Annotated in this window: 14 protein-coding genes and 1 tRNA gene; 8 read left to right on the plus strand and 7 right to left on the minus strand. The window is 66.4% G+C overall.

The genetic code is table 11. The features are described 5' to 3' along the window. Window positions 1–509: 509 nt before the first annotated feature. Window positions 510–1,040 carry a transporter substrate-binding domain-containing protein gene (locus AC1C2N_RS02530; protein ID WP_495432759.1) on the plus strand — a complete coding sequence of 177 codons (531 nt, stop codon included), beginning with the start codon at window positions 510–512 and terminating at the stop codon, window positions 1,038–1,040. Next, the gene (locus AC1C2N_RS02535; protein WP_483405450.1) at window positions 1,037–2,038 is read left to right on the plus strand and encodes a cation diffusion facilitator family transporter; all 1,002 of its coding nucleotides are present in this window, start codon (window positions 1,037–1,039) and stop codon (window positions 2,036–2,038) included. The genes AC1C2N_RS02530 and AC1C2N_RS02535 overlap by 4 nt, the downstream gene beginning before the upstream one ends. Window positions 2,039–2,065: 27 nt before the next feature. Here AC1C2N_RS02535 and AC1C2N_RS02540 read toward each other — a convergent pair whose 3' ends face one another. From AC1C2N_RS02540 to AC1C2N_RS02550, 3 genes are all read right to left on the minus strand, one after another. After that, window positions 2,066–2,386 carry a DUF7882 family protein gene (locus tag AC1C2N_RS02540; protein WP_483405451.1) on the minus strand — a complete coding sequence of 107 codons (321 nt, stop codon included), beginning with the start codon at window positions 2,384–2,386 and terminating at the stop codon, window positions 2,066–2,068. A 131-nt stretch (window positions 2,387–2,517) separates the two neighbouring features. After that, entirely contained in the window at window positions 2,518–3,948 is a 1,431-nt protein-coding gene (locus AC1C2N_RS02545) for a diguanylate cyclase (protein WP_495432760.1), read from the minus strand. Continuing rightward, on the minus strand, window positions 3,945–4,757 hold the full coding sequence (locus AC1C2N_RS02550; protein WP_483405453.1) for an alpha/beta fold hydrolase: 813 nt from the start codon (window positions 4,755–4,757) through the stop codon (window positions 3,945–3,947). The genes AC1C2N_RS02545 and AC1C2N_RS02550 overlap by 4 nt, the downstream gene beginning before the upstream one ends. 292 nt (window positions 4,758–5,049) lie before the next feature. On the opposite strand from AC1C2N_RS02550, the gene AC1C2N_RS02555 reads away from it, so the two are divergent. After that, window positions 5,050–5,802: an EAL domain-containing protein gene (locus AC1C2N_RS02555; RefSeq protein WP_483405454.1), complete on the plus strand. Its 753-nt coding sequence runs from the start codon at window positions 5,050–5,052 to the stop codon at window positions 5,800–5,802. Window positions 5,803–5,831: 29 nt separating this feature from the next. Here AC1C2N_RS02555 and AC1C2N_RS02560 read toward each other — a convergent pair whose 3' ends face one another. The 3 genes from AC1C2N_RS02560 to AC1C2N_RS02570 all read right to left on the minus strand — a co-directional run bounded on the left by AC1C2N_RS02560 (window position 5,832) and on the right by AC1C2N_RS02570 (window position 7,581). Then, entirely contained in the window at window positions 5,832–6,101 is a 270-nt protein-coding gene (locus AC1C2N_RS02560; RefSeq protein WP_483405455.1) for a hypothetical protein, read from the minus strand. A 129-nt stretch (window positions 6,102–6,230) separates the two neighbouring features. Beyond that, window positions 6,231–6,593: a hypothetical protein gene (locus tag AC1C2N_RS02565; RefSeq protein ID WP_483405456.1), complete on the minus strand. Its 363-nt coding sequence runs from the start codon at window positions 6,591–6,593 to the stop codon at window positions 6,231–6,233. 85 nt (window positions 6,594–6,678) lie between these two features. After that, window positions 6,679–7,581: an EamA family transporter gene (locus AC1C2N_RS02570; RefSeq protein ID WP_483405457.1), complete on the minus strand. Its 903-nt coding sequence runs from the start codon at window positions 7,579–7,581 to the stop codon at window positions 6,679–6,681. A gap of 186 nt (window positions 7,582–7,767) precedes the next feature. Between AC1C2N_RS02570 and AC1C2N_RS02575 the strand changes: the two genes are divergently transcribed. Further along, a complete protein-coding gene (locus AC1C2N_RS02575) occupies window positions 7,768–8,616 on the plus strand; it encodes an alpha/beta hydrolase (protein WP_495432761.1) in 849 nt (282 codons plus the stop codon). An 85-nt stretch (window positions 8,617–8,701) separates the two neighbouring features. Further along, the gene (locus tag AC1C2N_RS02580) at window positions 8,702–9,517 is read left to right on the plus strand and encodes an HNH endonuclease family protein (RefSeq protein ID WP_495432763.1); all 816 of its coding nucleotides are present in this window, start codon (window positions 8,702–8,704) and stop codon (window positions 9,515–9,517) included. Here the strand turns inward: AC1C2N_RS02580 and AC1C2N_RS02585 are convergent. Then, window positions 9,490–9,990 carry a VanZ family protein gene (locus tag AC1C2N_RS02585; protein WP_495432764.1) on the minus strand — a complete coding sequence of 167 codons (501 nt, stop codon included), beginning with the start codon at window positions 9,988–9,990 and terminating at the stop codon, window positions 9,490–9,492. The genes AC1C2N_RS02580 and AC1C2N_RS02585 overlap by 28 nt on opposite strands. Before the next feature lie 149 nt (window positions 9,991–10,139). On the opposite strand from AC1C2N_RS02585, the gene AC1C2N_RS02590 reads away from it, so the two are divergent. The 3 genes from AC1C2N_RS02590 (at window position 10,140) to AC1C2N_RS02600 (ending at window position 12,662) form a co-directional block, all read left to right on the plus strand. Then, window positions 10,140–11,900, plus strand: a complete 1,761-nt coding sequence (locus AC1C2N_RS02590; protein ID WP_495432765.1) for a DUF4012 domain-containing protein — start codon at window positions 10,140–10,142, stop codon at window positions 11,898–11,900. An 82-nt stretch (window positions 11,901–11,982) separates the two neighbouring features. Continuing rightward, window positions 11,983–12,507, plus strand: a complete 525-nt coding sequence (locus AC1C2N_RS02595; protein WP_495432766.1) for a hypothetical protein — start codon at window positions 11,983–11,985, stop codon at window positions 12,505–12,507. 81 nt (window positions 12,508–12,588) lie between these two features. Then, a tRNA-Pro gene (locus AC1C2N_RS02600) sits at window positions 12,589–12,662 on the plus strand. Window positions 12,663–12,815 lie beyond the last annotated feature (153 nt).

A 12,815-nucleotide genomic window follows, 5' to 3' on the forward strand; every position in this document is an offset into this window, starting at 1 on the left:
CAACTCACGGTTACGACATGTTGGCTCCCGTTACGTACTGTTGTGCAGCGTTACGATTTCGCGCCGTTCTTCCCACTCCGCGTCGTCATATTTCACACACCGGTCCCGATCTAGGGCATACTCGCCCGGCATCCGTTCGCCCGCTGTGCAGGAGATCGCACGCTTATCAGGACGACAACGCCGACTCTGTCCTGATAAACGCACTCTGTCCTGTCGCCAGTGGCGGTGGCGATGGCATGCGGATGCCGTCGGCTCGGCAGGCGGATGCCGTCGGCCCGGGATAAGGACAAAGGCCCGGGATAAGGACGCAATCGGTGCGATCGTCCTTGCGCCAGCACTATGTCCTTGTGCCAGCACGATGTCCTTGTGTCAGGGCGATGTGGCGGGCGGATGCCGCCGCGCCGGCCACGGGGACCGGACGGACAGGAGATGCACGCGAGAGCCGGGCACACGAGTGCGGCACTGTCAAATCCGTCCGCGGTGCCGTTCGATGTGGTTATGGTGTGGCTATGGCGCTTCGCTCTTGTCCCACCCTCGCCCACGGCACTCGTGCCCCTCGTACCGTCGCTCGCCGGGCGCTCGCCGCCGGCGCACTCGCGCTCGCGCTCGGCCTGACCGGGTGCGCGTCAAGTTTCCCGGCCGACCCGAACGGCACCCTCGACCGGGTGACCGGTGGCACGCTGCGCGTCGGGGTCTCCCCGAACGGCGACTGGGCCGACATCTCCGACGGTGGCGAGCCATCCGGAGTCGAGGTCGCCCTCGTCGAGAAGTTCGCCGACGAACTCGACGCCGAGATCGCGTGGACGGAGGGCGGTGAGGAGAAGCTCATCGCTGACCTCGACGCGGGGCGGCTCGACCTCGTGATCGGCGGACTCACGGATGCCACGCCGTGGGCCGACAAGGTTGCGGTGACCAGGCCATTCGACGAGGTCAGCATCGGCGGCGGCAAGACGGCCAAACACGTGATGGCCGCGCCGATGGGCGAGAACGCGTTTCTCCTCGAACTCGAGAAATTCCTCACCGAGGAGGCTGCCCTGTGACCCTCAACTTCGGAGTGACCGAACTCCCCGAGAAGCAGACAGAGACCCTCAAGAAGGCCATCAGGCTCGAGTGGATCACCATAGGCTTCCTCGCGGTCACCGTCTTCCTCGTCTTCCTGGTGCTCGGCAACTCGCAGGCGATGAAAGCCGCGTGGATCGAGGACCTCCTCTCGTTCATCCCGCCGCTCGTCTTTCTCATCGCCATCCGCGTCGCGCGTCTCACCCCGAACCGGAAGCATCCGTACGGGTATCACCGCTCGGTCGGGGTCGGACACCTCGTCGCCGCGGTTGCCCTCGTCACGATGGGTACCTTCCTCATCATCGACTCCGCCTCGTCGCTGCTGGCATCCGAGCATCCGAGCATCGGCTCGGTGACACTCTTCGGACACGTGTTTTGGCTGGGCTGGTTGATGATGGCAGTGATGGCAGCTATCGCGCTGCCGCCGGTCTTCATCGGGCGCGCGAAGATGAAACTCGCGCGCGAGCTGCACGACAAAGTGCTCTATGCCGACGCAGACATGAACAAGGCCGACTGGATGACCGCCGTCGGTTCCATCGTCGGCGTCGGCGGCATCGGGCTGGGTCTGTGGTGGGCGGACTCCGCCGCCGCGCTGTTCATCGCCGGCAGCATCCTCTGGGACGGTGTCAAGAACATTCGCGCCGCCGTTGAAGACCTCATGGACACCCGTGCGATGACCTTCGATGACGCGAAACCGCACCCGGTTGTTGACCGCGTCGATTCCTACCTGCGGTCTCTGGACTGGGTCGCGGATGCCGGTTCACGGGCACGCGACCAGGGGCACGTCCTCCACATCGAGGCCTTCGTGGTTCCGCGCGACCCGGGCAAAGTCAGCGTCGAGCAACTCGACGAGGCCCGCAAAGCGTGCATCGACCTGGACTGGAAGGTGCAGGACCTCGTGATCGCCCCGGTGGCGTCGCTGCCCGATGTGGTGCGCGACGAGCGGGCATCCGCCCACCGCAGCCGGGGGACCGAGTAAGCGCAGCAGTTGAGTATGCGGTCCGGGTTATACGGGCTCGGGTTTGGCCGCGGTTGCCGGTGGCTCAGGAACGATCTCGAGCCCCGACACGGAGTTCGACGACCGGACGAGTGCCTGCACCCACGCCGGGTTGATGATCGGGCTCTTGCCGCCGTAGTACTGGAAGGTCAGTGAAATCGCCGAGTGGATCCAGATCGTGGTGCGCCCGAGGCCGTTGGCCTTCTCGCTCCAGGTGAACGCAAAGGCTTCACCGCGGCGCAGCTTGGCGAGCATGACGATCTGCAGGTGGGAGAGGATGCGATCATCGATCGATGCTGTCACTTTTGAGTCGTAAGTGAGCGTTCCCACCGGGCGGACCTCCGTATTGGCTTTGTCGCCTCTCGGGGTCTCCGACAGGGCTTCTTGATTCTAGGGCTGCGCACCGTCGATACCGGAATCGGCCACACGCTCGGACAGGTGATTGACAGCGATCCTGCCGCTCACACGGTGACGACGGTGACCCGGTCTTTGCCCGCGTTCTTCGATTGGTACATCGCGGCATCCGCAAGTTTCAGGATGCCGTCGGTCGTGACCTGCGATTCGGCGTCCGGCGCGAGGAGTGCGACACCGATCGACGCCGACACCGGGAACTCGTCGGGAACATCGATGAGCGGTTCTTTCACCGCGGCGCGGATCCTGTCGGTGACGTGGCTGACGGCATCCGCGTCGGTGTCTTCGCAGACGATGACGAACTCGTCGCCGCCGTACCGGGCGATGGTGTCGTTGCTTCGAACCGAGGTCTTGAGGCGGTCGCCGATCTGACGCAGCACCTCGTCACCGATGGCGTGACCGCAACTGTCGTTGACGACTTTGAACCCGTCGAGATCGAGGAACACGACAGCGAGGGGTCGCCCGCTTCGGTTCGCTGTCGCGAGAGCCTGGGTCAGCCTGACCTGCAATACCTTCCGGTTTCCCAGCCCGGTGAGCTGGTCGCACAGCGCCATCCTCGCCAGTTGCGCCTGCAAACGGATGCGCGACAGCACGTGCGCCGCCTGCCTGGCCAGTGTTGTAAAGAGTTCGACGGCCTCGTCGTCGATGTCCCGGCGGCGCCCGAAGAAGCAGACGACGGCGCCGATCGGCCGGCCTGCCTCCATGAGCGGAACGGCGCTGACCGTTTCAAGACGGGCGGAGCGAAGAACGGATGCCGTATCCGTCGACCGAAGGTCGTCCTCCTCGGTCGTCGACACGGTGACGACCCTGCCGAGGTCCATCGCCCTGTGCTCGGGCATGCCGGGGACATGCATCAGGTGCCGGAGCGGGTGGGTGCCAGCGGCGACGGAGAGGGTCCCGGTCTGGTCGGCGAAGAGGACGGCCGTGTGGGTCGCGGTGAATGCCTCACGCGCGCTCTCGGCGAGGGCTTCGGCGAGAGCCTCCTCGGTTTCGGCGATTGTGAACGCGCTGGACGCGGACTGGAGCACGCGGATCCACGCCTCGGAGGATTCGGCGGCACGCCGGGCGGTAAGGAGTTCGCGCTCATAGTCGCGGCGCTCCGTCGAGTCGAACACGGCGACCCGGACCTCAGCGGACTCGTCGGCTTGGACTCCGTTGACGAGGGTGGGCAGCGTCGACCCGTCTGCGCACATCAGCGAGAGGGCGATCTCATTGACGCGCCCGCGCAACCGCAGCACGGGGAGGTACCGCGTCTCGTGGAAGAGCCGGCTGCCGACGGTGAGAAGCGACTGGAAGGAGCGTCCGATGACGTCCTCACGGGAGAGTCCGACCATGCGGAGGAAGGTGGTGTTGACCGCCGTGATCGTTCCGTCGGCGTCGGTGACCAGATACCCGCACGGCGCGTGTTCGAAGAGCTCCTCGAAATCGTGCCGGCTGGCGGTCAACGCCCCGTCGGATGCATCATCGCCGGTGATTGTCACCGCAGGTATGCCTTGATCTCGCTGGTCAGCTCGTCAGGGGCGGAGAGGTTGGGGCAGTGCCCTGTGGCCTCGAGAACGACGAGCGTGCTCCCGGGGATCGACCTGTGCACGTACTGTCCGACCGCGAGCGGCGCGATGATGTCCTCCTGGCACTGCAGCACCAGCGTGGGCGTCGTGACGTGGGGCAGGTCGTGCCGGTTGTCAGAGAGGAACGTCACCCGGGCGAAGTGCCCCGCGATCGTCGGATCCGTGCGGCAGAAGCTCTCGGTGAGCGATTCTCCCAGCTCGGGACGTGAACTGTGGCCCATGATGAGCGGCGCCATCGTGGCCGACCAGCCCAGGTAGTTCGCATCGAGCGCGTCGAGCAGGGAATCGATGTCTTCCTGCTCAAACCCGCCCGTGTAGTTTTCGGTGTTGACGTAGCGGGGTGACGGACCGACGAGGACGAGAGCTCCGAAGCGCCCCGCATCGCGCGTCGCCGCGAGAACACCGATCATCGCGCTTACAGAGTGACCGACGAAGACGACATCCGTGAGGTCGAGGTCCTCGAGGATTTCGAGGACATCATCGGCGTATCCGTACAGCGAGTCGTACTTCCCCGCGTCGTACGCCGAGAGGTCGCTCGCCCCCGCGCCGACATGGTCGAACCGGATGACGAGGTAGTCGTCCTCGAACTGCGGTGCGACCTGGCTCCACATTTCGGAGCTGCACCCGAACCCGTGTGCAAAAACAATGGGTCGACCGGCGGGGTTGCCCGTCACCGAAACGTTGTTCCGTTTGCGGATCGCTGTGGTTGCGTCTGTAATCATTGCGGCTCCTGCTGTGTGCACTGCTGAAATCCCGAGAACCGCTCATCGGTGCCGCCGTTTCGGTGGCTCAAAAATTTTAGTGGAGCACGCTGGCGGTGAGCAACGCGATGCACCTTTCCGACAGTGAACCGGCCTCTCAGATGCCCTGTGGCGGATTATACGCACAAGGCGCCGAAAACCGCGAGCGTAGATTTCCCGTGACGGGCGTTGCACCATGAGCTATGCGATTTTGCCAGCGAACTCTTGAGGCCGCTCTCCGAATTACCGGAGCGGCGAGGCTTGGCAGGCCGCAATGACGCTCGAAGACGACCTCTGGGGTGCCGTCTCGAGACACGAGATCGAGGCATATTTCCAGCCACAGATCGACGTTGCCACCGGTGAGATCACGGCGGTCGAGGCGCTCGCGCGCTGGCGGCATCCGACGCAGGGACTCATCCCGCCGGTCGAGTTCATTCCCATCGCGGAAAGCACAGGCATCATTCACGAGATCGGCGCCTTCATGCTGGAGGAGGGATGCCGCCACGCTGCCAGGTGGCGGGGTGACGGTCTTGCAATCCACGTGTCGGTGAACGTTTCCGCTGTTCAGCTCGCGACACCGGAGGTTTTCGAGCAGCTTCACGACCTCCTCGGTGAGCACCAACTACCCGACGGCACACTCACGATCGAGATCACCGAATCGCAGCTCATCATGGATCTCGCCGATGTTGCCACCCGGCTCGAACGGTTGCGAGCCATCGGCCTCGGCGTCTCGCTCGACGACTTCGGCACCGGGCACTCATCGCTCGCCCAGCTCAGGGACCTGCCGATCACCGAGCTCAAGATCGACAAGTCGCTGATCCAGGGGAATACGAGCAACGGTGCGCTGATCGCGGTCGCGGTGTCGCTGCTCCAGGAGCGCGGCGTTCGCGTGGTCGCCGAGGGTGTCGAGACAACGGAACACCTCGACCTGGTGCAGCGCATTCACTGCGACCGGGCGCAGGGCTACCTTTTCGGTCGCCCGCAGCCGGTCGAGGAGCTGGACCCGGTACTGGCCGGTGCGCGATGAGCGCGTTGCCGTCCGGGTGCCTCAGAAGGTCAGAGTCCGCTGAAGGAGTCGTCTTCGATCGGCACCGAGTTCTCGTTGCCGGAATCGGATCCATTGTCGCCGCCGACCTCGATCTGGCTCCACACAACGGGCATGCCGGGGGAGAACAGAATGTCCAGGCCGGGCCCACCGCGTAGCGGTGGGATGGTGACGTATCCGCCGCCGGCTTGAATGGCCTTGAGGATCTGTGACCGCAGTTCGGTTACCGGGTCCGGGAGGAAGTAGTCACGTCCGTCGACGGTCAGCCTGTGAACAATCACTTGGTATTTCCTGTCTCTGCCGGCGAGGACTCATCCATCGCATCTTCACCAACGTTAGTGGTTTCCGCGGTCAAGCCGCGTCCGCAGCGAGGGGCTTGCGCTTTCCGCGTGCGGTGGTAGTGCGGGTCGCTAGCTCGTGATGAGCTCGGGTTGCGGGGGCGGCGGAGCGCCCGGGATGAGCCCGAGGGAGGCGAGGAGGAGGTCAGGTTCGTCGCGAACCTCGGCGTAGCAATACCAGGCCGGTCCCTCTGGGCCGATCATCTCGAACCGCGCGGTCGAGCCTGTCGCGAACGGGGCGTCGCGCTGGACCACCAGGCTGCAGCTCACGTCGGCGGTGTGCGTTGCCGTCGAGATGGTGACGAGGATGCCGGGCAGGATCAAAGCGATCACGCCAATGATGACAAGGAAACGCATGGGGCGGAGCATTCGCTGTGATGGCAGTGGCCTGCCGTCACTCGGTTCGTAGCCGTCGAGCTCCGGGTAATTGGTCACCCAGTCATTTTGTCATCGATGGCTGGGAACTGTTCACTCTGCGGTTCGCGGTGAGCGGACGCCGGGAACGCTCGTCGGCGCCGGGTCAGGCGACCGGTTCGCCCAGGCCGGCGAGGCGCCGGGACCGCGTTGCCGCCGACCTCACGGCGCCCACGCTGGCGAGGATGACGAGACCGATCGCGACCCAGCCGAGGATGCTGAGGTGCTGGTGCAGCACGACCACCCCAACGACGGCCGCCGTCGCTGGAGCCAGGCTCATCAGGATGGAGAAAGCCGAGGCGGCGAGACGCCGGAGGGCGAACAATTCGAGGGCGTATGGAATGGCGGAGGAGAGGACAGCAACCGCAGCCCCGAGAGCGAGGATTCGGGGCTCGAAGAGTACGGCTCCGGCATGTGCGATGCCGAACGGCAGTGTCACCAGCGCGCCGATGGTCATGGCGATGGCGAGTCCGTCGAGCTTCGGGAACCGCGCGCCCGTCCGCGCCGAGAGCAGGATGTACGCCATCCAGCACGAACCTGCGCCAGCGGCAAAGAGCACACCGACCGGATCGAGTTCGTCGACCCCGCCCCAGCCGAGCAGTCCGACTCCGGCGACGGCGAGAACCGCCCAGAGCCAGCTCGATGCCCGGCGACTCACGATCACCGACAGGAGCAGCGGGCCGAGCACCTCGATGGTCACCGCCGGGCCGAGCGGGAGCCTCTCGAGCGCCAGGTAGAACAGAACATTCATTGCGGCGAGGATGAGGCCGAAGCCGCCGACGGTGACCCAGTCGGCCCGCGAGTGTCCGCCGAGCGCCGGGCGGGCAACGATCACCAGGAGCAGGGCGGCGAAGACGAGCCGCAGGGCCACCATGCCCACCGGCTCGACGACAGGAAAGAGGAGCACAGCGAACGACGCACCGATTTCCTGGCAGAGCAGGCCGCCGAGAACGAGAGCGACGCCGAGAGTCGCGCCCTGCGATGCGGGGTGCGGCGCTGTCGCGGTCATGGTGTCGAGCGTAGGGCCGCACGGCTCGCTTCGTGAAATGCGCGCGTCCTGCGGGGTGGCCCTGTTGCGCTCGCAGCGACCGCGATGGATCTCCGCCGTCCCGCCGGTGCCCTAGACGGCATCCCGGCGTGGGGAATAGGGTCGCAGTCATCGCAGGCTTTCTGAACGGACAGAACGGGGTGCGCCATGGGAGGCAGTCTCCTTACCGACACCGAGTTACGCGAAATCGAGCGAGCGAACGAGTCCGGGCGCCCACCCATCGTGTTTGTGCACGGGCTCTGGCTGCTGTCATCGAGCTGGGACCGGTGGCGCGCGCTCTTCGAGGATGCGGGGTATGCCACACTCGCACCGATCTGGCCCGACGACCCCGCGACTGTCGAGGCCGCACGGCAGGACCCGGCCGTGTTCGCGCACAAGATGGTCAGGGAGGTCACCGAGCACTTTCTGGATGCCATCGGTCACCTGGCGGACAAGCCAGCGATCATCGGTCACTCGTTCGGTGGCCTGATCGCCCAGAGCCTCGCGGGCACCGGTGAGGCAACCGTGACCGTCGCGGTTTCGCCCGCTCCATTCCGAGGGGTGCTGCCGTTGCCGCTGTCATCACTCAAGGCGGCGGCGCCGGTGCTCAGCAACCCGGCGAACGCCACGCGCGCGGTCTCGCTCACCTACGAGCAGTTCGCCTACGGCTGGACGAACGCCCTCGACGACGAGGAGGGGCGGGCGCTGTATGACGAATTCCACGTCGCTGCGGCCGGCATCCCGCTGTTTGAAGCGGCAACGGCGAACATCAACCCGTTCAGCCAGATCGTCGTGGATACCCGGAATCCTGACCGCGGGCCGCTGCTGATCATCTCGGGGGAGCTCGACCACATGATCCCGTGGGCCATCGCGCAGGCCGGGTTCAAGCAGCAGGAGCACAACCCCGGGCACACCGAGATCATCGAGATTCCGCGCCGGGGTCACTCGCTCACGATCGACCACGGGTGGCGGGACGTCGCCGAGGTTGCGCTGTCGTTCGTCAGGGAGCACGGGTAGTCCGTACGGCGCCGGTGCGGGGCTGCTCGTCGGGTGCGCCGAGTGCGGCCGGTAGGCTCGAGGGGAGAGAAACTGGAGTCGCCACATGGGGCAACGTTCGACGCCCCGGGCGTCCACCCTGGCCGGAGCGCTCGTCGCCCTCGCCGCTGCCATCGCCCTCGCGGTGTCGATGTTCAGCCCGCAGGATGCTGCCCAGCAGCCTGGGACCCGGCCATCCACGTCGCAGGCCCCGAGCCCGGCCGAGACGGGCGACACCGATAACGGCGCGGCACCCGGGACCGGCAGCACCGGACCCATGGCATCCGCCCCGATCGTGGGGACAGCGAGCGAGACACTGGCCGCGCTCCCGACGAAGGGCCGCGCGCCGAAGACCGGTTACGACCGCACCGGCTCGTTCGGGAGGGCCTGGATCGACGTCGACGGTAACGGCTGCGACACCCGCAACGACATCCTCGCCCGTGATCTCACCGATATTTTCCTCGAGGGCGACTGCCGGGTGATGTCCGGGTCGCTCGACAACATCTACGGCGGCATCGACGTCGAGTTCACCCGCGGGCAAGAGACCTCCACCGCTGTGCAGGTCGACCACGTCGTTGCGCTGATGAACGCGTGGGAGACCGGCGCACAGCAGCTCAGCCAGGCTGAGCGCGAGGCGCTCGCCAACGATCCGCTGAACCTTCAGGCGACGGATGCCTCCTCCAACGGGCAAAAGCAGGCGGGCGACGCGGCAACCTGGCTCCCACCCGGGAAGAGCTACCGCTGTGAATACGTGGCGCGGCAAATCTCGGTGAAGGCCGTCTATCGGCTGTGGGTGACCGCCGCCGAACGCTCGGCTATGGAGGGTGTGCTCGCCACCTGCCCCGGCCAGCCGGCCTACGGATCGATGCTCGCGGCCGGGTAGGGCCTCGTGTGCCCGCCCGCCGCCCGCTCGCGCCGCTCCTGCCGCGCGGTCCGCGCTCTGGTTGCCGTGAGGGCCAGTGTGAGCAGGCTCGCGCCGATGAGCCCACCGAGCGTGTTGCCGAGCAGATCGGTGATATCGCCGAGTCGCCCTGACCTGAAAAGCAGCTGTCCGGTCTCGATGACGAGCGAGAGCGCGAAGCACGCGACAGGTGACAGCCACCGGCGTCCGGGAGGCAGCAGCACGGCGAGCACGAAGCCCAGCGGGACAAACATGGCGATGTTCGCCGCGAATTCCACGACGCCGTAACGGAGGAGACCGGGGCCCCCGGCGCTCTGTTGCGCGGCGAGCCAGCCTCGGAGCGTGTCGGCGAAGCCGGCGTCGATCGGGGTCGGCCAGAAGGTGATGCCGAAAACGGCGAGGGCACCGATCGCAAGAAGCGCCACGGCAATGCGGCGATGGCGCTGAGTGACCATGACGCTCCTTTCCGCTGTGACCGCTGTGACCGCTGTGACCCCTGTTTGGGCGCGATGCGCTCCTCTGACCTGAAGCCTATGCTCAAAGTGAGCTTTCATCATGTTGGTTCACCGCTGCGGGAACTGTTCCGCCTCATCGTCGGGAAGTCATGTCCGCACAGCGAGCCCACCGCGCCCCGATCCGCACCGCAGTGCTTGTGGCGATCCTGGTGTGCGGTCTCGCTGCTCTCGCTGCCGCCCTGTGGGTGGGGCTTCGCGGCACCGCGGCCGCGGAGGAGCTCAGTGCGGCCAGGTCGGTGGCCTCGGTCGTCCGGGATGACGTCGTCGCCGGCGACACTGATGCCGCAACGGCGTCGCTGGCGACGCTCATCGTTCACACGAATCGAGCCGTCGCGCTCACGAGCGACCCGATCTGGGCGGTGGCGGAACGCATACCGTTTGCGGGCGCCAACCTGATCGCCGTCCGGCAGGGTGCCGCCGTTGTGGATCACCTGGCCTCCGATGTCGCCCGGCCGCTCATCCCCGCGGTCGGCAATCTCGCGATCACGCCGGTCGCGGGGGCCACGATCGACCTGGCCCCCCTCGCGGCTGCCGCGCCCACCGTGTCTGCGGCGCGAGCTGCGGTTGAACCGATCAGGGCCGCGTCGCGAAAGATCGAGACTGACCCAACGCTCCCGTTTATTCGTGATGCCGTTGGCGAGCTCACGGCGCTGGTCGAGTCCACCGCTGACACCATTGCGTCCCTCGATCGCGCGACCGCCCTGTTGCCGGGCATGCTCGGCGGCACCGAGACACGCAACTATCTGCTGCTCGTGCAGAACAATGCAGAACTGCGTTCCTCAGGGGGTCTTGTCGGTGCGACGGCGGTGCTGACGGCATCCGGTGGTTCCCTCACCGTGTCGCAGCAGAAGTCGACCAATGACTATCCGGTGCTCGCCGAGCCGGTTCTGCCGGTGACGACCGCGGAGGCCAACCTCTACGGGGAGGTTCTCGGTCGCTACATCATGAACGTCAACCTCACGCCCGACTTTGCACGGGCCGCCGAGCTTGCCATCGCTATGGCCGAACCTGTCTACGGGATGACATTCAACGGCGCGGTGGCCATCGATCCGTTCGTTCTGCAGCGGGTTCTCGGGGCAACCGGCCCGGTGTCGGTGGCCGGCGGCGTGTCGCTGGACGACACAAACGCGGCCCGGGTCCTGCTCAGCGATGTGTACCGCGACATCCCGGATGCACGCGCGCAGGACGCGTTCTTCGCGAACGCGACGGATGCCGTCTTCGATGCTCTGACGTCGGAGGGCGTCGATCAGCGGGCGCTTCTCTCCGCGGTCGCAGACGGTGCCGCGGAGGGACGCATCCTGCTGTTCAGTACCGACCCATCCGAGCAGGCGGTGCTCGCGGAGACGAGCCTCGCTGGTTCGTTACCGCCGCCTTCGGAGGGGACCGTCGGTATTTACCTCAACGACGCGACCGGCGCGAAGATGGGACTCTACCTTGAGGCGGTTGCCGAGGTGGGCTGCTCCCGGGTGAGCGGGAGCGCAAATCACCGGGCGACGGTGACCCTGACGAGTGCTGCTCCGGCGGATGCCGCGACCAGCCTGTCGGCGCTCGTCACCGGGAACGGGATCTTCGGTGTTGTGGCCGGCGACATCCGCACGCAGGTACTCGTCGTGCTCCCCGCTGGCGCTTCGGTGCACGCGGCGACCCGCGGGGATGACAAGGTTGCGACGGTCGCACGGGATGACGGAGGCCGAACCGTGGTGTCCCTGTTCGTGCAGGTGTCGCCGGGGGAGGCGGTCGCCGTGACGGTGGATTTCATGGTTGTTGAGATCGAATCCGTCGTAGGCACTCCCGGTGTCGCACTAGCTCACCCCGAACGGGGGCGTACCGGATGCCCCGCCGAACGCTAACGTGAGGATCACTCAGGTTTGGAGGGGTGCGTCGAAATCAGCGTGCCCCTCCGGTCTGCCCCGACCCTAAGGAGTGTGTGAGGTGGTCCCTCGATCAATTGCGGTAGCCGTGTTGGCCATAGCCGCGACCCTGTCCCTGCCGACCGCGGCCGGAGCGGCGAGTTACCCGCCCGACGACGCGGCGGCGGTCGACGCTGCGGCGTGCCAGGGCCGGTACGTTGCCGAGCCGGGCTATTTCGAGCCGGGCGAGACAGTGACGATCACGATCACCGGCGGAGATGAAGACGCAATCTCGATCGCTCCTGCGGCCTTCAGGGCGAAGACCTTTCCAACGGTCACCGCCGAGGACGACGGCAGCCTCGTTCTCACCATCATGAACGAGGCGCGCACGAGTGGGAGCTTTGAACTCACGACAACGGGCACGGTCAGCCCCGCCCGCGGGCCGCTGCTGTTCAGCCTGACGGCATCCTGCACGCCCGCCGCCGACGGCGCGCTTCCGCACACCGGCGCGGACCTCACTCCGGTCTGGCTCGGCGGCGGGATGCTTCTCGTCGGGGCGCTCGCCCTCACCGGAGCCTACGTCGTGCGTCGCCAGCGCCGCGGGTAACGCTCGCGGTGACGGTCGCGTCACGGCCGCGTCATCGGGGCCGTCAAATATCGGCTATCCTTAGTGAGGCCCTTGGGCCATCGGGGTGTGGCGCAGCTTGGTAGCGCGCTTCGTTCGGGACGAAGAGGTCGTGGGTTCGAATCCCGCCACCCCGACAGATAAGCCGTTCGGTTCTTACAGAACCGGGCGGCTTTTTTGTTGCTCGGGTGTGTCGGCAGCGCCGACATAAGGAAATAGCGCCGAGGCAAGGATGCCGGTGGCCGGCTTGTCCTTATCTCGGCGCTATTTCCTTCTCTGCGCTATTTCCT

The sequence above is a fragment of the Mycetocola sp. Y791 genome, from assembly GCF_059445325.1.

Coding starts and splice junctions, on each gene's coding strand:
- AC1C2N_RS02530 (WP_495432759.1), top strand. CDS start 510: ATGGCGCTTCGCTCTTGTCCCACCCTCGCCCACGGCACTCGTGCCCCT.
- AC1C2N_RS02550 (WP_483405453.1), bottom strand. CDS start 4,757: ATGATTACAGACGCAACCACAGCGATCCGCAAACGGAACAACGTTTCG.
- AC1C2N_RS02555 (WP_483405454.1), top strand. CDS start 5,050: ATGACGCTCGAAGACGACCTCTGGGGTGCCGTCTCGAGACACGAGATC.
- AC1C2N_RS02570 (WP_483405457.1), bottom strand. CDS start 7,581: ATGACCGCGACAGCGCCGCACCCCGCATCGCAGGGCGCGACTCTCGGC.
- AC1C2N_RS02575 (WP_495432761.1), top strand. CDS start 7,768: ATGGGAGGCAGTCTCCTTACCGACACCGAGTTACGCGAAATCGAGCGA.
- AC1C2N_RS02580 (WP_495432763.1), top strand. CDS start 8,702: ATGGGGCAACGTTCGACGCCCCGGGCGTCCACCCTGGCCGGAGCGCTC.
- AC1C2N_RS02585 (WP_495432764.1), bottom strand. CDS start 9,990: ATGGTCACTCAGCGCCATCGCCGCATTGCCGTGGCGCTTCTTGCGATC.
- AC1C2N_RS02590 (WP_495432765.1), top strand. CDS start 10,140: ATGTCCGCACAGCGAGCCCACCGCGCCCCGATCCGCACCGCAGTGCTT.